Source organism: Pantoea sp. SIMBA_079 (assembly GCF_046940275.1).
In the GTDB taxonomy this organism is placed as follows: Bacteria; Pseudomonadota; Gammaproteobacteria; order Enterobacterales; family Enterobacteriaceae; genus Pantoea; species Pantoea borealis.
On record NZ_JAWRYR010000004.1, the window covers coordinates 103,393 to 122,940 of the forward strand.

The 19,548-nt window shown below is 55.0% G+C and carries 16 protein-coding genes and 1 other RNA gene; 5 read left to right on the forward strand and 12 right to left on the reverse strand.

Annotated features, from left to right (window positions below; translation table 11 throughout):
* Position 1 precedes the first annotated feature (1 nt).
* The 5 genes from sufS to sufA are packed head-to-tail and all read right to left on the reverse strand — an operon-like array spanning position 2 to position 5,132.
* On the reverse strand, positions 2-1,222 hold the full coding sequence (sufS, locus tag SB719_RS07880) for a cysteine desulfurase SufS (protein WP_065649473.1): 1,221 nt from the start codon (positions 1,220-1,222) through the stop codon (positions 2-4).
* Complete coding sequence (gene sufD / locus SB719_RS07885; RefSeq protein WP_304232762.1) at positions 1,219-2,496, reverse strand: Fe-S cluster assembly protein SufD; 1,278 nt, start codon at positions 2,494-2,496, stop codon at positions 1,219-1,221. Before sufD ends, sufS begins: the two co-directional genes overlap by 4 nt.
* Positions 2,471-3,217, reverse strand: a complete 747-nt coding sequence (gene sufC, locus SB719_RS07890; protein ID WP_039384106.1) for a Fe-S cluster assembly ATPase SufC — start codon at positions 3,215-3,217, stop codon at positions 2,471-2,473. Before sufC ends, sufD begins: the two co-directional genes overlap by 26 nt.
* 39 nt (positions 3,218-3,256) lie before the next feature.
* Positions 3,257-4,750, reverse strand: coding sequence for a Fe-S cluster assembly protein SufB (gene sufB, locus SB719_RS07895; RefSeq protein WP_039384104.1), 1,494 nt, complete (start codon positions 4,748-4,750; stop codon positions 3,257-3,259).
* A 7-nt stretch (positions 4,751-4,757) separates the two neighbouring features.
* The gene (gene sufA / locus SB719_RS07900) at positions 4,758-5,132 is read right to left on the reverse strand and encodes a Fe-S cluster assembly scaffold SufA (protein WP_039384102.1); all 375 of its coding nucleotides are present in this window, start codon (positions 5,130-5,132) and stop codon (positions 4,758-4,760) included.
* 386 nt (positions 5,133-5,518) lie between these two features.
* On the opposite strand from sufA, the gene SB719_RS07905 reads away from it, so the two are divergent.
* Complete coding sequence (locus SB719_RS07905; protein WP_304232760.1) at positions 5,519-5,923, forward strand: hypothetical protein; 405 nt, start codon at positions 5,519-5,521, stop codon at positions 5,921-5,923.
* Positions 5,924-5,953: 30 nt separating this feature from the next.
* Here SB719_RS07905 and SB719_RS07910 read toward each other — a convergent pair whose 3' ends face one another.
* Positions 5,954-9,007: an FAD-binding and (Fe-S)-binding domain-containing protein gene (locus SB719_RS07910; protein WP_314688825.1), complete on the reverse strand. Its 3,054-nt coding sequence runs from the start codon at positions 9,005-9,007 to the stop codon at positions 5,954-5,956.
* Between the two features lie 203 nt (positions 9,008-9,210).
* On the opposite strand from SB719_RS07910, the gene ydiK reads away from it, so the two are divergent.
* Both ydiK and rprA read left to right on the forward strand, forming a co-directional pair.
* Positions 9,211-10,320: an AI-2E family transporter YdiK gene (ydiK, locus tag SB719_RS07915; protein WP_065649478.1), complete on the forward strand. Its 1,110-nt coding sequence runs from the start codon at positions 9,211-9,213 to the stop codon at positions 10,318-10,320.
* 249 nt (positions 10,321-10,569) lie between these two features.
* Positions 10,570-10,678: antisense sRNA RprA (rprA, locus tag SB719_RS07920), an RNA gene on the forward strand.
* A 164-nt stretch (positions 10,679-10,842) separates the two neighbouring features.
* On the opposite strand, the gene ppsA is transcribed toward rprA, so the two are convergent.
* Both ppsA and SB719_RS07930 read right to left on the reverse strand, forming a co-directional pair.
* On the reverse strand, positions 10,843-13,233 hold the full coding sequence (gene ppsA / locus SB719_RS07925; RefSeq protein ID WP_065649479.1) for a phosphoenolpyruvate synthase: 2,391 nt from the start codon (positions 13,231-13,233) through the stop codon (positions 10,843-10,845).
* Positions 13,234-13,276: 43 nt separating this feature from the next.
* The gene (locus SB719_RS07930; RefSeq protein ID WP_139074198.1) at positions 13,277-13,480 is read right to left on the reverse strand and encodes a hypothetical protein; all 204 of its coding nucleotides are present in this window, start codon (positions 13,478-13,480) and stop codon (positions 13,277-13,279) included.
* Between the two features lie 193 nt (positions 13,481-13,673).
* Between SB719_RS07930 and SB719_RS07935 the strand changes: the two genes are divergently transcribed.
* The gene (locus SB719_RS07935; RefSeq protein ID WP_292971701.1) at positions 13,674-14,501 is read left to right on the forward strand and encodes a pyruvate, water dikinase regulatory protein; all 828 of its coding nucleotides are present in this window, start codon (positions 13,674-13,676) and stop codon (positions 14,499-14,501) included.
* A 133-nt stretch (positions 14,502-14,634) separates the two neighbouring features.
* Entirely contained in the window at positions 14,635-15,681 is a 1,047-nt protein-coding gene (locus SB719_RS07940; RefSeq protein WP_065649481.1) for a 3-deoxy-7-phosphoheptulonate synthase, read from the forward strand.
* Positions 15,682-15,683: 2 nt separating this feature from the next.
* Here SB719_RS07940 and SB719_RS07945 read toward each other — a convergent pair whose 3' ends face one another.
* From SB719_RS07945 to btuD, 4 genes are all read right to left on the reverse strand, one after another.
* Positions 15,684-17,123: a protein adenylyltransferase SelO gene (locus tag SB719_RS07945; protein ID WP_304232750.1), complete on the reverse strand. Its 1,440-nt coding sequence runs from the start codon at positions 17,121-17,123 to the stop codon at positions 15,684-15,686.
* 97 nt (positions 17,124-17,220) lie between these two features.
* Positions 17,221-17,964: an EAL domain-containing protein gene (locus SB719_RS07950; protein ID WP_412159118.1), complete on the reverse strand. Its 744-nt coding sequence runs from the start codon at positions 17,962-17,964 to the stop codon at positions 17,221-17,223.
* A gap of 312 nt (positions 17,965-18,276) precedes the next feature.
* Positions 18,277-18,735, reverse strand: a complete 459-nt coding sequence (locus tag SB719_RS07955; protein ID WP_304232747.1) for an NlpC/P60 family protein — start codon at positions 18,733-18,735, stop codon at positions 18,277-18,279.
* A gap of 63 nt (positions 18,736-18,798) precedes the next feature.
* A complete protein-coding gene (gene btuD, locus SB719_RS07960) occupies positions 18,799-19,548 on the reverse strand; it encodes a vitamin B12 ABC transporter ATP-binding protein BtuD (protein WP_293005749.1) in 750 nt (249 codons plus the stop codon).

Sequence of the window (19,548 nt, forward strand, 5' to 3'; positions counted from 1 at the left end):
CTTAGCCCAGCAGGCGATGAATACGCGTCAGGCCAGCGGCCAGCCGATCCGCCTCATCTTCGGTATTATACAGCGCGAAGGAGGCACGACACATCGCCGGTACAGCGTAGTGACGCATCAGCGGCATCGCACAGTGGTGACCGGTGCGAATAGCAATACCATACTGATCGAGGAAGCTGCCTACGTCAAAGGCGTGGTGTTTACCCAGGTTGAAGGCGATCACACCGCTGCGCTGCGCAGGACCATAAAGCACAATGTCCGGCACTGAAGCGAGTTTATCCAGCGCATAACGCATCAGCGCGCTTTCGCGTGCATGAATAGCCTCAAGCCCCAGTTCACTCACCCAGTTCAGCGCGGCTCCCAGGCCGATAATCCCACCGGTGTTGGGCGTACCCGCTTCAAAACGCCACGGCGCACTGTTCCAGGTGGTTCCCACCGGCAGCATAACCTGGTCGATCATTGAACCTCCGCCTTCCCACGGCGGCATCTGCTCCTGCAGCGCTTTACGCGCATAGAGCACGCCGATACCGGTCGGACCATAGATCTTATGTCCGGAGAAGACGTAGAAATCGCAGTCGATATCCTGCACGTCAACGGCGTGATGCATGACCGCCTGCGCACCATCTATTAACGTAATCAGGCCAGCCGCTTTAGCCTGCGCCACCAGCGCCTTAACCGGGTTAACGGTGCCCAGCACGTTAGAGACGTGCGTAACGGCCAGCAGTCGGGTGCGGCTATCAATGAGCGAGGCAAGCTGTTCTGTGGCCAGCTCACCGCTATCGTTGAGCGGCAGAACGCGGATCTCAGCACCGGTACGCTGTGCCACCATCTGCCACGGCACGATGTTAGCGTGATGCTCCATCTCGGTAATGATGAGATTATCACCGGGCTGCAGCTGACTGCCGCCCCAGCTATTGGCAACCAGGTTAATCCCCTCGGTTGTGCCTTTAACAAAGATGATCTCTTCATGCGAAGCCGCATTCAGAAAGGCCGCAGCCTGCGCGCGTACGGCTTCCATATCGCTGGTTGCCTGCGCGCTCAGCGAATGGATACCGCGATGCACGGCAGCGTAGCCGTGCTGGTAAAAATGACTTTCCGCGTTGATTACCGCGAGCGGACGCTGCGCGCTGGCCGCGCTGTCAAGGTAGGCCAGCGGGTGTCCGTTGACCTCACGACTCAGGATCGGAAACTCCGCTCTGACTCGTTCGGAATCGAAACTCATGAATGTACTCCAGGGAAACGCTGTGAAATGCGTGCCAGCACCGCCTGACGCAGAATGTCATCATCCAGCGTTTCGGTCAGCTCAGCGGCAAAAGCGTGAATGATCATCTGCTGCGCCGCCTCTTCAGCGATACCGCGCGAGCGCAGATAGAACATCTGCTCATCATCAATGCGACCGATGGTGGCGCCGTGGCTGCACTTAACGTCATCGGCGTAAATCTCCAGCTGTGGCTTGGTATCGACTTCAGCCAGCCGGCCCAGCAGCAGGTTGTTGTTGGTCATCTGACCATCGGTTTTCAGCGCATGCTGTGCCACTTTGATATGACCATTGAAGACAGCACGGCCTTTTTCCCGCGAAATGGTTTTATGCAGCTGACGACTCAGGCAATGGCCTTTGTTGTGCTCCAGATAACTGCGGGTATCTGCGATTTCGCTGCCCACCGGCAGAACCAGGCTGTTCATTGCCAGCTCGCTGTTTTCGCCATTCAGCTGCGTGCTGGTGTTATGACGTGACAGACCAGCACCCAGCAGGAAACTGGTGCTGCTGACGCGTGCATCCTGGCCCATCACGATGTCATTGTGCGCAAAGTGATAGCTGCTGCTGGTTTCAAAGGCGAGCTTGGTATGTTTCAGCTGCGCGTTATCCGCCACGGCAAACGTAATACGTGCGCCGGTAAAGTGTGCAGCATCATTGAGTGTGACATAGTGCTCAACGATTTCCGCTACTGCACTCTGCTCCAGCTCAACGTGATGACGATGGTGTACGGTGTTCAGCGCATCCGCCTGACCGCTGGTGATGTGCAGCAGATAGAGCGGACGGGTAGCCGTTTTGCCACGCGCCAGACGAACCGTCGTTACCTCTTCTGCCAGGCTCTCTGTCAGGTGCAGGAAAATTTCCGGCTGTACCGGTGCCGGCAGATCGCGACGCTCAGCTGCCTGAACATGCTGGATCTCAAACAGATCGGTTTCCGCGCTGCTCAGCGCCGGCTGAAAGCGGCCGTCAACAAACACCAGTCGTACTGCATCCAGCGGCAGCGCCAGCGCATCTGCCTGCTCACGGCTGACGTTCTGCGCGGCAGGCAGCACAAAGTGCTGTCCCAGCAGGCTCTCCAGCGACGTGTATTTCCAGTTTTCATGCTTGCGGGTGGGCAAGCCTTCACGCATCAGCTGCTGCCAGTGCTGCTGTGCCTGCAGCGAGCGCTGCTCGCCGCGTGACTCAAACAGATGGTGCCACTGCTGCAGGGCATTATCACTCTTCGTCGGTAAGCCAGCCATAGCCTTGCTCCTCCAGCTGTTTCACCAGTGAAAAGTCGCCAGACTTAACGATTTTACCCTGATAAAGAACGTGCACGTGATCCGGCTTGATGTAATCCAGGATACGCTGATAGTGCGTTACGATGATGAAAGAGCGCTTGCCGTCGCGCAGGCTGTTGACGCCTTCTGAAACGATTTTCAGAGCATCGATATCCAGGCCCGAATCGGTCTCATCCAGAATGCAGAGTTCTGGCTCCAGCGCCGCCATCTGCAGAATATCATTGCGCTTCTTCTCTCCGCCAGAGAAGCCAACGTTGACTGAACGCGTCAGCAGATCTTCCGGCATTTTCAGCAGTTTAATTTTATCTTCGATAAAATCCTGGAAATCAAAGCGATCCAGCTCTTCCTGCTCGCGATATTTACGTACCGCATTAACAGAGGTCTGCAGGAAAAACTGGTTGCTCACACCCGGGATCTCTACCGGATACTGGAACGCCATAAAGATGCCTTCACCTGCGCGCTCTTCGGGTTCCAGCGCCAGCAGATCTTTCTCTTTAAAGGTGACTGAGCCCCCGGTGATCTCGTAATCTTCGCGACCCGCCAGCGTTGCTGAAAGCGTACTTTTGCCTGAGCCATTCGGGCCCATAATCGCATGGACTTCACCTGGTTTAACTTCAAGGTTCAGACCGCGCAAAATCTCTTTATCTTCAACGCTAACCTGTAAATCTTTAATACTTAACATACTTATTCCTTCACATTGCTTCCGGCAACGCGTGTGGCATCAGCCGACACTGTGCTCAAGGCTGATCGCTAACAGTTTTTGTGCTTCCACGGCAAATTCCAGTGGCAGCTCGGAGAAAACATCTTTACAGAAGCCGTTGACGATCATAGAGATCGCATCTTCTTCGCTGATGCCGCGCTGCAGGCAGTAGAACATCTGATCTTCGCCAATACGTGACGTAGTGGCTTCATGCTCAAGCTGCGCTGTGTTGTTGCGCGTTTCTACATACGGGAAAGTATGCGCACCGCAATCGGGACCAATCAGCATCGAGTCACACTGCGTAAAGTTACGCGCATTGGTTGCCGTCGGCATGATTTTCACCAGACCGCGGTAGGTATTCTGGCTTTTACCCGCCGATATCCCTTTAGAGATAATGGTCGATTTGGTGTTTTTACCGATATGGATCATCTTGGTACCGGTATCCGCCTGCTGGCGACCGCTGGTCAGGGCAACCGAGTAGAACTCACCTACGGAGTAGTCACCGCGCAGGATACAGCTTGGATATTTCCAGGTAATCGCAGAGCCGGTCTCAGACTGCGTCCAGGACATCTTGCTGTGATCGCCTTCGCACAGGGCGCGCTTGGTAACGAAGTTGAGGATACCGCCCTCACCTTCACCGCCAGGGAACCAGTTCTGTACCGTGGAATATTTCACTTCAGCATTTTTATGGATGATGACTTCAACGACCGCTGCGTGCAGCTGATAAGTGTCACGTACCGGCGCCGAGCAGCCCTCGATATAGCTGACATAGCTGTCTTCATCTGCAATCAGAATGGTGCGCTCAAACTGACCTGTTTTCGCCGCGTTGATGCGGAAATAGGTCGACAGCTCCATCGGGCAGCGTACCCCTTTCGGGATATAAACAAAGGTGCCATCGGAGGCTACCGCTGAGTTAAGCGCAGCAAAGAAGTTATCGTTGTGTGGCACGACGGTACCCAGATACTTCTGTACCAGTTCCGGATGGTCATGGATCGCTTCACCAAATGAGCAGAAGATAATGCCCTGTTTGGCCAGCTTGTCACGGTAAGTGGTGGAGACCGACACGGAATCGAAAATCGCATCGACAGCGACCTCTTTACCTTCACGTACCGGAACACCCAGCTGATTAAACGCGTCTTCCACTTCCTGAGTCAGGTAGTCACTGGAGGCCACGCTGCCCGACGCCTGGGTTGCACCCGGCTCAGATGCGCAGCTGTCGTCACAGTTCCCGCATGATGGCGCAGAAAAGTAGCTGTAATCCTGATAGTCGAGCTTGTCATAGTGCGCTTTTAACCAGTGCGGCTCTTCCATTTCAAGCCAGGCACGGAAAGCCTTGAGCCGGAACTCAAGCATCCATTCGGGTTCGTTACGTTTAGCCGAGATCGCACGCACGACATCTTCATTAATGCCGTGTGCCAGTTCGTCGGTTTGTAACCGGGTAAAGAAGCCCTCTTTGTAGTTGAGCTTGCCTTCCCAGGTCTGTACATCATCAGATGCTTCGCTATGTCGTGACATATTTCACTTACTCGACGCCAAAGCTTTCACCGCACCCGCAGGCGTGCTGAGCTTTAGGGTTATTGAATTTAAAGATCTGGTTCAGGCCTTCACGGACGTAGTCCAGCTCGGTGCCGTCGACAAACGGCATTGCCTGAAGCGGCACAAAGAGTTTTGCGCCAAACTGCTCAAACTGCAGATCGTCATCGGCTGGCTCTTTTACCAGATCCATGACATAACCAAAACCGGCACAGCCAGATTGTTTCACGCTCAGTTTCAGACCCTTTACTTCCGGGTCCTGTTCAACCAGAGTCAGGATCTGTTTCGCTGCCGACTCGGTCAGCGTAAGTCCTTTCCAGACAAAATCGTCAGGAGAAAAGGACGCGGCGTTTACTGATGACATCGTTGTACCTCGCAAGTCTGGACCTTCTCAGGCTATCCCCCTATGGTAGTGATATCGCCTATCACTTCAACCTCTTGTTTTGCAGGGATAATCATCTCGTGCTGTTTTTTCTGCTTAATAATTAAGCATAGTCCCTTTACTGAAGCCTGTAACAGACAGTTTTTATTCGGGACAAATATCACAACTTATTGATATCGTAACATTTTATAAAAAGAGACCCCAAAGCTGTCAACCTGTGTACAGGTTACGCCTTTACTGAATGTAAAGAGATTGTTATTGCCGATTTTAGTAACAGGTTACAGACATCAATATATTTTTTAGCGGGAATTGCATTCCTGACGCAGTTTAATATGATAATGATTATCATTAACTGTTTAGGCGGCGCTATGACACGTACCGTTTCAGCCTGGTTACAACACAAAATCAGCGACTATAAATTCGCCGTACGCGATATCACCGTAGATTTCTATCTGGCAGAAGCCAGACTTAACCGGCCGGAGTGCTCACTCGGGCAGCTGCGCCGGTTCAATGATACCTGCCTTGATATGGCAGAAATCTGCGACATCAACGGCGACGATCGCAGCTATCTGCACGCCTTAGGCAAGCTGCACCATCGCCTGATTCAGGAGATGGGCAACGATGACCGCGACCGGCTGTTTCGTCTGCAGGCGTATCAGTTCGCCCGCCAGTCACTGACGCACCTGTGTCAAAAGCTGGCACAGAGTGGCGACTGGGACCAGGCAACGCGCCTGCAGCGTGATTTTGTCCGTCACGCTGGCTGGATATTCTAATCCAGCTTTGTGACGGCTCCTACATTTTGTTTACATCAATTCCAGCAGCGCCTGTAAAGGATGCCGCATGCCGTTGCCTTCTGCGCGTTTAACCTGACTGCGACAGGAAAAGCCGGTGGCCAGACAGCGCTGGCGCGGCAGCCGCTGTAGCTGCGGATGCCAGGAGAGCGCATAAATACCGAGTGAGTTTTCCAGATGCTGCGCCTCGTGGCCATACGTTCCCGCCATGCCACAGCAGCCGGTATTAATGTTTTCCAGCCGGGCACCGAAGCGGGCAAATATCTTCTGCCACTGATCCGGCGTAGCGGGCAGCGCGGTCACTTCAGTACAGTGCGCAAACAGATACCAGGGCTCACCGCTGACGGGCTGGTTTACCCCACCAGCCAGCGCCTGCTGCAGCCACTCGTGCACCAGCAGCACGCTAAAATCACCGCGCTTACTTTTCAGTACCTGCTGATACTCATCGCGATAGCAGAGTACGGTCGCGGGGTCGACGCCAACCATCGGGATCCCGAGTTTTGCCATCCGGTTAAGCAGTTCAGCGGTTTTCGCCGCTGTACGGGCGAAACGCTGCAGAAACCCTTTTACATGCTGCGCTTTTCCGTTGGGTGAGAAAGGCAGCAGCACCGGACGGTAACCCAGTTTTTCAATCAGTGAAATAAAGTCGGTCACCAGCTGAGCTTCGTAGTAGCTGGTAAACGGATCCTGCACCACCAGCACGCACTGCTGTCGCGCTGCGCTGTCCATCGCCTCCAGCTGCTCCAGCGTCAGGCTCATGGCCGGATGCCCGCTCAGGCGCTGTTTAAGGTTAGGTGCGGAGAGCTGAGGCAGATCCACCATACCGATATGGGTTTTGCTGAATTCGCGCATCCACGGCTGCTGCAGAAAGAAATTAAACACTTTTGGCGCTTTTGCCATCAGCGGCGCATAGCGCTCTACGCTGGCCACCAGGTGATCGCTGACCGGTCGCAGATAACGCGTATGGTAAAGCTGCAAAAAGCGCGCACGGAAATCGGGCACATCAATCTTAACCGGACACTGTGTCGAACAGGCTTTGCAGGCCAGGCAGCCTGACATCGCCTCTTTGACCTCATGAGAGAAGTCATACTCTCCGCGGTTAGCATGCCAGCTGTTACGCGTACGCTGGATCAGCATACGCAGGCTGGCTCCCTGCCGCGGCAGCGCCTGCTCAAGCTGGTCAGGATCAACACCCTGCTCCGACAGCAGGCGCAGCCATTCACGCGTCAGGGCCGCACGCCCTTTCGGCGAGTGAATACGATTGCGGGTAATTTTCATTGACGGACACATCGGGCTGCGCGCATCGAAATTAAAGCAGAGACCGTTGCCGTTACACTCCATCGCGCCGCGCCAGCTGGTGCGTACCGTCAGCGGGATCTGACGATCCAGGTCGCCGCGCATCGCTCCGTTCACCTGCATCATCGGCGCGTCGCTCTCCAGCGGCGTGCAGATTTTACCCGGATTAAGCCGGTTATCAGGATCGAAGGCGCGTTTAATCCGACGCAGCTCAGTAAACAGCGTTTCACCAAAAAAGTCCGGACTGTATTGCGCGCGGAAACCTTTGCCATGCTCCCCCCACAGTAACCCGCCGTAACGGGCCGTCAGCGCAACCACCTCATCCGAAATCTGCTTCATCAGCAGCGCCTGCTGCGGATCGCACATATCCAGCGCCGGACGCACGTGCAGTACACCCGCGTCAACATGGCCAAACATACCGTAGCTCAGGCCGTGGCTATCCAGCAGCGCGCGAAACTCGGCAATGTAATCAGCCAGCTGCTCCGGCGGCACCGCCGTATCCTCAACAAAGGGAATGGGCTTGGCGCGACCCTGCGCATTGCCCAGCAGGCCAACCGCTTTCTTGCGCATAGCGTAAATACGTTCGATATCCGCCAGTTCATCACAGAGCTGATAGCCTATTACGCCGCCCTGCTGCTGCGCCATCAGCGTATCCAGCCGGCCACAGAGCCGGGCGATTTGCTGTTCAATAAGTGCGCCGTTATCGCCGGCAAATTCGACGATATTCAGCCCCAGCATCGCTTTATCAGGGATATCGGTGATCAGTTTCTTAACGGAGTGCCAGACAATATCTTCACGCGCCAGATTCAGCACGTTTGAATCCACGGTTTCGACTGACAGCGCCTGCGCTTCCACCATAAACGGGGCGTTGCGCAGCGCTGAGTCGAATGACTCATATTTAACGTTGACCAGACGACGGACTTTGGGGATCGGCGTGATATCAAGACGCGCCTCCGTGATGAACGCCAGCGTGCCCTCGGCACCGCACAAGAGCCGGGTCAGATCGACCTGCTGCATATCATCACTGAAGACGTGGCGTAAATCGTAGCCGGTCAGGAAACGGTTAAGCTTCGGAAACTTTTCGAGGATCAGCGCGCGCTGCTCGCGACAGCTTTGCAGCACCGTCTGATAGATACGGCCTTCGGGCGTCGGCGTTGCGGCCAGCTGCTCCGCCAGCGCCACCGGTATGGCGCGCGTATCAAGAATATCGCCGCCCAGCAGCACCGCACGTAATCCTTCGACATGATCGGAGGTTTTACCGTATACCAGCGATCCCTGGCCTGAGGCATCGGTATTGATCATACCGCCCAGGGTGGCGCGGTTACTGGTAGAGAGCTCCGGTGAAAAGAAGAAACCGTAAGGTTTGAGCCAGGCGTTAAGCTGATCTTTCACCACCCCCGCTTCAACCCGCACCCACCCCTGCTCAGTATTAATCTCCAGGATACGGTTCATGTAGCGCGACATGTCGACCACAATGCCCTGATTCAGCGACTGTCCATTGGTGCCGGTGCCGCCGCCACGCGGAGTAAACGTCAGGCTGGCAAAAGCGGACTCGCCGGCCAGTCGCGCAATCAGGGCGATATCAGCGGTCGAGCGCGGAAACAGTGCCGCATCCGGCAGAAGCTGATAGATGCTGTTATCCGTGGAGAGGGAGAGACGGTCGGCATAGCTGGTAGCGGTATCGCCGGTAAAACCCTGCTCTTTGAGCGCCTGTAAAAAGGCGAGAACTTGCTGAACCAGGCCGGGAGCCTGCGGAATTTGTGGGATCATGGTGTCGTGACCGGGATGTTGTAAACGTTTGCGTAGTAAGTTTTTTAACCTCTGGTTGTATCACATTTTTTTCCTGCCTGCTGGCATTTCCCTGCCCTCGCTCAGCGACCCTGCTTTTCCTGTTTAATTTTCAGGAAATAGCGCATGATGATTTCGGGCCCGGGGGCCCTTCCTGAAGGATTAACTGAGGTTGAATCGCTGTTATGAAAAGCCTGCAACGCGGCGTGGATCTGCCGCAACTGCTGTTCTCGCTGATGTTTATTTTACTGATGATTATCGCCTGTCTCTGGGTGGTACAACCCTTTATTCTGGGCTTTGCCTGGGCAAGCATGGTGGTGATTGCCACCTGGCCACTCATGATCCGCCTGCAGCATCTGCTGTGGGGACGCCGCTCCCTGGCCGTTATCGCCATGACTATTTTGCTGCTGCTGCTGTTTATTATTCCGATTGCGCTGCTGGTCAGCAGCCTGATTGACAACAGCGCGCCGGTTATCGCCTGGGCTACCCAGCGCCATCTGCTGATGCCGGAGCTCGCCTGGCTGCGTGAAATACCGTTCGCCGGCAACAAACTCTATGTCAGTTACCATAAGCTGGTAGATGGCGGGGGGTCAGCGATCATGCGCCAGGTGCAGCCCTACATTGGCCGCACGACCGGCTTTTTTGTCGCGCAGGCGGGGCATTTTGGCCGCTTTATGCTGCATCTGGCGTTGATGCTGTTGTTCAGCGTGCTGCTCTACTGGCGCGGTGAGCAGGTGGGACAGGGTATTCGCCACTTCGCCTATCGTATGGGGGGAGGCCGTGGCGATGCGGCGGTACTGCTGGCCGGACAGGCAATCCGGGCCGTTGCGCTGGGTGTCGTGGTCACGGCACTGGTTCAGGGGGTATTAGGCGGTATCGGACTGGCGATATCGGGCATACCTTATGCCACGCTGCTGACGGTGCTGATGATCCTCACCTGTCTGGTACAGCTGGGGCCACTGATTGTCCTGATACCGGCAATTATCTGGCTCTACTGGAGTGGTGATACCACGTGGGGCACCGTGCTGCTGGTCTGGAGCTGTATTGTTGGCACACTCGACAACGTATTGCGTCCGGTCCTGATCCGCATGGGGGCCGATCTCCCCATGATTCTGATCCTGTCGGGTGTCATTGGCGGTCTGATCGCCTTTGGCATGATAGGTCTGTTTATTGGCCCGGTTGTCCTGGCGGTTTCTTATCGCCTGGTTTCAGTGTGGATGCATGAAGCCCCGGCACCGGATAATGATATGGAAACGGCGATCGAGGCGCTGGCAGAGCATGAAGAGCTGCCCTGACAGGTTAATGGTCGCACCGGCTTAAACATTCATGCCTGAGCATTTATCAGATGGGCTTTTTTTCATAAACGGTTTTTAAGAAAAAACGCGATTTTCAGCGCTTAAGTCCGCCCTGCTGGCTGGAATGATTATTTTTCGTACTGAATCGCCCCTTGTAGTGGGTAAAAAAGGCGACAAAAGATTATCAGCTTTAAACTAATAAGAGGATTCTTAAAGACTATGGCAGGCGCAATAAATAATATGTTTCTCATGTTGAAAATCAACCTACTGATTTTTAAACAACCTTTTTCCCCTGAGTAACGTAAAAGAATTGCTGTGTGTAGTCTTTGCCCATCCCCTGTGATGGGCTTTTTTTTTGGCCCGCATTCAGATACCGCTGTTGCCGTACATGTTATATAAGCTGGCCGGATGTTTAGCACCTGAAACCCCGTGTTATTGTGCTAAAACGGCCGCTCATCCTGCAGCTTAAGCACGCATTAATCATGACGCGTACAGCATGGCCATACGCGTCATGTTCAGAGGTTAAACGCGCTGTGCGGATGCAATCTCAGCGAGGCTCAGCCAGGTTTCCACCACCGTATCCGGATTCAGCGACAGGCTGTCGATGCCCTGCTCCATCAGCCAAGCCGCAAAATCCTGATGATCGGAGGGTCCCTGTCCGCAGATACCGACATATTTGCCCTGTTTTTTTGCTGCCTGAATCGCCATTGAGAGCAGCGCTTTCACCGCTTCATTGCGCTCATCAAACAGAGCAGAGACTACGCCAGAGTCGCGATCCAGCCCCAGAGCCAGCTGGGTCATATCGTTGGAACCAATTGAGAAGCCATCGAAGTGCTGCAGGAACTGCTCTGCCAGCAGCGCATTTGACGGAATTTCACACATCATAATCACTTTCAGACCCGCTTCACCGCGCTTGAGCCCGTGCTTTGCCAGCTCAGCCACGACCGCCTCAGCCTGATCAACGGTACGCACAAAAGGCACCATGATTTCGACGTTGCTCAGTCCCATCTCATTGCGCACCCGCTTCACGGCTTCGCACTCCAGCGCAAAGCAGTCGCGGAAGCTGTCGGCAACATAGCGCCCTGCGCCACGGAAGCCAAGCATCGGATTCTCCTCTTCCGGCTCGTAGCGCTCTCCGCCGACCAGGTTGGCATACTCATTCGACTTGAAGTCAGAGAGACGCACAATAACGCGCTTCGGCGCAAAGGCGGCGCCCAGAGTGGCAATTCCCTCGGTCAGACGTGCGATATAGAACTCAACCGGGTCGTCAAAGCCCTTCATCATCTGGCGGATCTGCTGCTGTAATTCTGGCGTCTGCTGATCAAACTCCAGCAGCGCTTTAGGATGCACGCCAATCATACGGTTGATAATAAACTCCAGCCGTGCCAGACCGACGCCCTCGTTGGGCAGACAGGCGAAGTCAAAGGCGCGATCGGGATTACCGACATTCATCATGATCTTAAGCGGCAGGTCAGGCATGGTGTCGACCTGAGAACTGGCGACCTCAAAATCAAGCAGATCATTGTAGACGTAACCGGTATCGCCTTCGGCGCAGGAAACCGTGACTTTATGGCCGTCACGCAGGTGATCGGTGGCATCACCACATCCCACAACCGCCGGGATCCCCAGCTCACGCGCAATGATCGCCGCATGACAGGTGCGTCCGCCGCGGTTGGTCACGATGGCAGAGGCCTTTTTCATGATGGGTTCCCAGTCCGGGTCCGTCATATCGGTAACCAGCACGTCGCCCTTCTCAATGCGGTGCATTTCGCTGATATCGTGGATCACCTTGACTTCACCCGCGCCGATACGGTGGCCGATTGCGCGTCCTTCAACCAGCACCTGACCTGTGCCCTGCAAACTGTAGCGCTCCATCACCTGACCGTTTGAGCGGACGGTTTCGGGGCGCGCCTGTACGATATAGAGTTTGCCGGTATGCCCGTCCTTCGCCCACTCGATGTCCATCGGACGCTTATAGTGCTGCTCAATCAGCACCGCCTGGCGTGCCAGCGCCTGCACTTCGTCGTCGGTCAGGCTGAAGCGATCGCGTGTTGCCTGCTCCACATCCTCAATACGCACCTGCTCGCCATGCGTTTGGGAGTCGGCATAGACCATGCGGATTTTTTTAGACCCCATCGTGCGTCTGACAATCGCCGGGCGGTTTGCCGCCAGCGTGGGTTTATGCACATAAAACTCATCAGGATTGACTGCGCCCTGTACCACCATCTCGCCCAGCCCCCAGGCTGAGGTAATAAAGACGACCTGATCAAAACCTGACTCAGTATCAATGGTAAACATTACGCCGGAGGCTGCGAGATCGGAGCGAACCATGCGCTGCACCCCGGCCGAGAGCGCTACGCCGCGATGATCGTAGCCCTGATGCACCCGATATGAGATAGCCCGATCGTTAAACAGCGATGCATACACGTGCTTAACCGCCACCAGCACGGCATCAAACCCCTGTACATTAAGAAAGGTTTCCTGCTGGCCGGCGAATGAGGCGTCTGGCATATCCTCGGCGGTAGCGGATGAGCGAACGGCAAAAGAGGCGTCGGCATCATCAGCAGAAAGCTGCTCATAAGCAGCACGAATAGCCGTTTCCAGCGCCGGCTGGAATGGCGTGTCCACCACCCACTGACGGATCTGCTTGCCCGCCTGGGCCAGCGCCGCCACGTCATCAATATCCGTTATATCCAGTAGTGCATAAATGCGCTGGTTCAGTCCGCTTTGGTCGAGAAACTGATTGAACGCGTCAGATGTCGTGGCAAAGCCATTGGGCACAGATACGCCCAGCGACGACAAATTGGTAATCATTTCTCCCAGAGAGGCATTCTTGCCCCCCACCCGATCAACATCATGCATGCCAAGCTGGTTATACCAGAGCACTAGCGATTGTTGGTCTTGATTGGACATTGAGATGATCCTTTTAAATGATTAGGGCACATGGAACATTTTGCTATTCGCCACAGCAGCCTGGCACAATCGGTTTATAAAGACTAAGTGTTGAATCGTTAAAGCAAAAAAAGAGAGATAAAATCAGACTATTACCTGCCAGGGTTGACGTTGCGCAAACGGCGATATTATTGCTAACAGCCTGCTGCAATAATGAATTTTCCATTTTTATAGCATTATCAGCAGATTGCTGTTGCGCAAACGACATTATGCGGAGCCTGCGCGTCATTTATGAAACTGTGGCAGATGCTGACGTTTATTGATCGCTTTTTCTTTATGATGCTATTAACGTCAGGTATGACACTATTTCAGCCTGAGCACAGCGACATATGGATATTTCATTTCGGTTTAATTTGAAATGAAATCCATTAATTCACTATTCATTCAGAGAGCACTTTTCAATGAGCACTGAACGCAGCGTGTTTTATATTTCAGACGGCACCGCCATCACAGCAGAAGTACTGGGCCATGCGGTGCTCTCTCAGTTCCCGGTTGATACGCACAGCGTTACCCTGCCGTTTGTAGAAAATGTGCAGCGGGCCCAGGCGGTCAAAGCGCAGATCAACGCGCTCTGGCAGCGCAGCGGCGTGCGGCCGCTGGTGTTTTTTTCCATCGTGACGCCCGAAGTTCGCGATATTATTCTGGAGAGTGAGGGGTTTTGTCAGGATATTGTGCAGGCGCTGGTGGCTCCCCTGCAGAGTGAGCTGGGCGTCTCTTCCATGCCGGTGGCACACCGTACACACGGGCTGACCGCGAGCAACCTGGGTAAATATGATGCGCGTATCGCCGCAATTGACTACACCCTGGCGCATGACGATGGGATTTCACTGCGCGGACTTGAAGATGCCCAGGTGATCCTGCTCGGCGTTTCACGCTGTGGTAAAACCCCGACCAGCCTCTACCTTGCCATGCAGTTTGGTATTCGCGCAGCCAATTACCCTTTTATTGCTGACGATATGGATAACCTCAAACTTCCTCCTGCGCTGCGGGCACATCAGCATAAGCTGTTCGGGCTGACCATTGACCCGGAACGCCTGGCGGCAATTCGTCAGGAGCGCGCGGAAAATACCCGCTACGCCTCGTTGCGCCAGTGCCGGCTGGAAGTCGGTGAAGTCGAGGCGCTGTTCCGCACGCATCAGATCCGCTATCTCAACAGTACCAACTATTCGGTGGAGGAGATTGCCACTAAAATCCTCGACATTATGGGTCTGCAGCGGAGTATGTACTGAAGCGCACCCTGAGCGGGCCGCGTTTTTACTATCTCTGTGATTTTGCTGGTTGAATTCAGGACATATTGGTTTATTGTGAACCTCATCACTTCCCGGTATATCACCGCTGCGAAGAACCTGTTTGAGAGCCACTATGAACAAAACTGATGAACTGCGCACGGCGCGAATTGGTAACCTGATCACGCCTGCCGCGCTGGCCAGCCAGCACCCGCTGTCTTCTGATATCGCGGCCAGCGTTACGGCAGCCCGCCAGCGTATTGCGCGTATTCTGACCGGCGAAGATCCACGCCTGCTGGTGATTATCGGCCCCTGCTCGCTGCATGACCCGCGCGCTGCGCTGGATTATGCCGCACGCCTGCAGCAGCTGCGCGAGCGGTATCAGGATCGGCTGGAAATTGTGATGCGCGCCTACTTTGAGAAACCGCGTACCGTAGTGGGCTGGAAAGGACTGATTTCCGATCCCGACCTTGACGGCAGCTTTGACGTAAACCGCGGTATCGCTATCGCGCGTAAGCTGTTGCTGGATATTAATGCGCTGGGTCTGCCAACGGCGACTGAATTTCTGGATATGGTTATCGGCCAGTTTATTGCCGATCTTATCAGCTGGGGTGCCATTGGTGCCCGCACCACGGAAAGCCAGATCCACCGCGAAATGGCCTCTGCGCTCTCCTGCCCGGTGGGGTTCAAAAATGGCACCGACGGTAACGTGCAGATTGCCGTTGACGCCATTCGTGCTGCCCGCGCCAGCCATATGTTCCTGTCGCCTGATAAAGCAGGTCAGATGACCATTTATCAGACCAGCGGCAATCCGCACGGCCATGTGATCCTGCGCGGCGGGCGTCAGCCAAACTATCACGCGGAAGACGTTGCGGCCGCCGCGGCCAGCCTGCATGAATACAGCCTGCCTGAACAGATGGTGATCGATTTCAGTCACGGCAACTGCCTTAAGCAGCATCGTCGGCAGCGTGATGTAGCGCGTGATATCGCCGCGCAAATCCGCGCCGGTTCCCGCGCGGTAGCGGGCGTCATGATTGAAAGTTTTCTGCAGGAGGGTAACCAGAAAGTGGTGGCCGGGCAGCCGCTGGTTTACGGCCAGTCAATCACCGATCCCTGCCTTGGCTGGGAAGATAGCGCGGCGGTACTGGCGGAACTGGCTGCCGCAGTCGACAGCCGTTTCTGATATCAGCTGGAGCAGCTGACCTCCAGCGTTTTACTCCACTCCGGCGGCCGCTGGCGCAACGCTGCGCTGCTGGCCGCTTCATCAAAGGGGTGCTGCAGCGCCAGATGCAGCTCTTCGAGCGCGGCCGTTTCGCCCCGCTCCACCTCTTCGATAACCTGCTGGGCCAGATAGTTGCGCAACACGATTGCCGGGTTGGCCGCCTGCATAACCGCCTGCCGCTCGCTGTCGCTGGCTTCATCCTGCAGCAGCCGCTTCTGATAGCCGCTATACCAGCTGTCAAACGCGTCGCGATCGATAAACTCATCGCGCAGCGGCGAGCGCGTTTCCTGCTGTCCGGTATAGCTGAGCTGGCGAAATGTAAAGGTGTAATCGCTGTGCTCATTGCTCATCAGCGCCAGCAGCTCGCTCAGAATCGCATTATCCTCTGCCTGCGGCGTCAGCAGGCCAAGTTTCGCCCGCATGCGCTCTCCCCAGACCCGCATCAGTTCAGGTTCATAGTGGCTCAGCGCCTGCTTCAGCTGTTCCGCAGAGAGTAATCCTGACAGCGCGTGTGCCAGCCGGTTGAGGTTCCATAGCCCAATCGTCGGCTGATTATTAAACGCATAGCGGCCCTGATAGTCGCTGTGATTACAGATAAAAGCAGGATCGTAATCATCAAGAAAGCCATAGGGACCGTAATCCAGCGTCAGACCCAGAATTGACATGTTATCCGTGTTCATCACCCCGTGCGCAAAGCCTGCGCTCTGCCACTGCGCGATCAGGCGGGCGGTGCGTTCTGTCACATCCGTGAACCACAGCAGATAGCGATCCGGCTCCGCCTGCAGATGCGGCCAGTGATGACGGATCGCATAGTCTGCCAGCTGGCGTACCTTATCCGTCTCTCCCGCGTAGTAAAAATGTTCAAAGTGACCAAAACGCAGATGACTTTCCGCGATACGCATCAGCATCGCGCCGCGCTCCTGCGTTTCACGCAGCACCGGCTCGTCACCTATGGCCAGCGCCAGGGCGCGCGTCCCGGGGATACCCAGATGGTGTAACGCTTCTGAAGCGAGAAACTCCCGCACGCTTGAGCGGATCACTGCCCGTCCATCCCCCATCCGGGAATAGGGCGTTAAGCCTGCGCCTTTCAGATGCCAGTCCAGCTTACGTCCATCCGCAAGCAGCTGCTCACCCAGCAGCAGGCCGCGTCCGTCACCCAGCTGCCCGGCCCAGACGCCAAACTGGTGGCCGCTGTAGACCTGAGCGAGCGGATCCATGCCAGGCAGCAGCGCCTGACCGCTCCAGACGCCGTGGCCGTCACCGGCAAACAGCTCAGCATCCAGCGCCATTTCCGCCGCCAGCGGCGCGTTATGATAAAGGAGACGTCCTCCCGCCAGCGGCGTGGGCTGCAGCGATGTATAACACCCGGTCAGCTCCTGCTGCCAGCTATTGATAAATTGCATATATACTCCAGAGGTGCTTAATAATGCAGCACCAGGATAGCGTGTCGAGAATAAAGGATAGTCTGGCACGGCGCGTCTATGAAAAACAGCGCCTGAATTACTGCTGCGAGGGGGTGGTTTGCGTCAGAAAAGGAATGATGAGATCGTCTAACCGTTCCGCTTTAACCACCGGGAACACATTACCCTGAATGTGCACACCGGTCAGATGGCTGACTTTACTCAACAGGCGCGCATCATCGATACCCGAAATAATTATCTGCTGTGTATAGCTGCTGAAATTATCGATAACCGCCTGCATAAAAGGGATAAAAGAGGCACGCTTCGCCAGATTCTGGATAAATAGTTTATCCAGTTTCAGGACACTAAAAAGTGCATCATAGACCGCCGTTGCCGGCGCTTTACCGGCACCGAATTGTGAAAGCGATAAACGGAATTGATGTTTAAGCCGGGATAAAATCGGATGTGCCTTACCGGCAGATAATTGCGGAAACGTTTCGCTGATGTCCATTACGATAAATGGCAGCTGTTTAAATTTCCTTAACAGAATTTCACTTTCTAACAGCATTTCGGCCAGCGATTCGTCAATTCTCATTAGCGCATTAACCTGATTACGCTCAAAGAAAGTACGGTGTTTTTCCAGTATTAAAAGCTGAGCCTGCAGCAGCCTTAGCTGCTGATTTGCATCGAGCTGCGGCAGCAGTAAATCCTGAGGCAACGTAATTGGCGCACTGTCATGAACAAACTGTGTGACCAGCTCAACCGCGGTGAGCTGGCCTTCCAGCGTATAAGCCGGATAAAACCAGGTTTCCGACTGATAGTCGGCCGAAATATGGACTTTCATTTTTTACAGCCAGAGGCAGTGGCAATGGACGCATCGTATATCAATGAAAAGAGTCAGGCAATAGGGCCAAACGGCAGAAGAGAAGGTGTTTTAGCGCCTAATGCAAGCTATTAATCATTTAATTATACTTAAGCCAAATATGCCGGGTTAATATCCACAATGATAAAATCTTTAGCTCTATTTTTAGTATTAATTTGCCCGGGGGTAAAGTACCAATTTTAATGAGAGTTTTATTTCATCAAAAAAAGAAATAATGGCGCGAATTATGCTCTCTTTTCACCACGCTATTTCATCCATTCAGAATGCAACTTGTCATATTCTGCGCGCCTGCCAGAACACCCGCTGCCAGTAAACATTATTGAGTGAAGAGCGAATCACGCCTTTACTGGTTGAGGCGTGTATAAAGGTATTGTTGCTGGCATAAATCCCGACATGCAGCCCGTTTTCGCCACTGCCGGTTTTGAAAAAAAGCAGATCGCCGGGTACTAAATCACGCGGATCGATACGATTGCCGATTTTGGTCTGGGCGCGTGTGGAGCGTGGCAGCGCGATGTCAAAGCGATCGCGGAACGTCAGAAAGACAAACCCTGAGCAGTCAACACCTCGCGGACTCAGGCCTCCATAGCGGTAAGGCGTGCCCTGCCAGCGGCTAAGCTGATAGTTGAGACGGGTCTGCACGGCAGCAGGATCAGAGAGACGGGAATCGGGCGGAGGCGCATGATGACTGCACCCTGTGACCATCAGCACAAATAGCAGAATAAGTAACCGCATAGCCTGTTCCCTGTCAGTCCGATCCGGCAGACACTGTAGCCGTAAACGCGCGCAGTGCGCAAGTCAGGATAGCAGCAGCAGGCGCCCCTGCGGCGTATCGACTTCCGTTACCTCTGTCTGATACAGGGGCGCAAGCCGGGCGGCCGTCAGCACCTCATGCGCCCTGCCCTGATATTTCAGCGCTCCCTGATGCAGTAACCAGACGCGATCTGCGTAGCGCAGCGAATGGTTCAGGTCATGGCTGCTGGTCACCACGCCAATGCCGGCGGCGCAGAGCTGCTGCAAAAGCCGGGTGACTCCCTGCTGCTGTGCCACATCCAGCGCACTCATTGGCTCATCGAGCAGCAGCAGACAGCCCTCAGGATTAATGTCGGGATGAATTTGCAGTATCACCGCCAGCAGTCGCACCCGCTGCCACTCTCCCCCGGAGAGCTGAGTCAGGTTACTCCCCAGCTTGTGATGCAGACTCAGCTGAGACAGCAAATGCGCCAGCACGTTATTCAGCGCAGTACCCGCTTTACGCGGCAGGTGCATCTGCAGGTAGTGCCAGACCGGCATCGCGCCAGGCGCAGGTTGCTGCTGAGGCAGCCAGCCACGCTGCTGAGCCAGCGCGCGTCCTGACAGCGCAGCTACAGCACTGCCGTTAAGCAGCAGCTCTCCGCGGGAAGTGGCAAGACCGCTTAGCGCTTCCAGCAGCGTACTTTTTCCTGCGCCGTTAGCCCCTGCCAGATGTACCCACTCACCGCGCGCGAGAGTGAGATCCAGCGGTGCCAGACGGCCGGGGCAGCTCAGCCCCTGACACGCCAGCAGCAT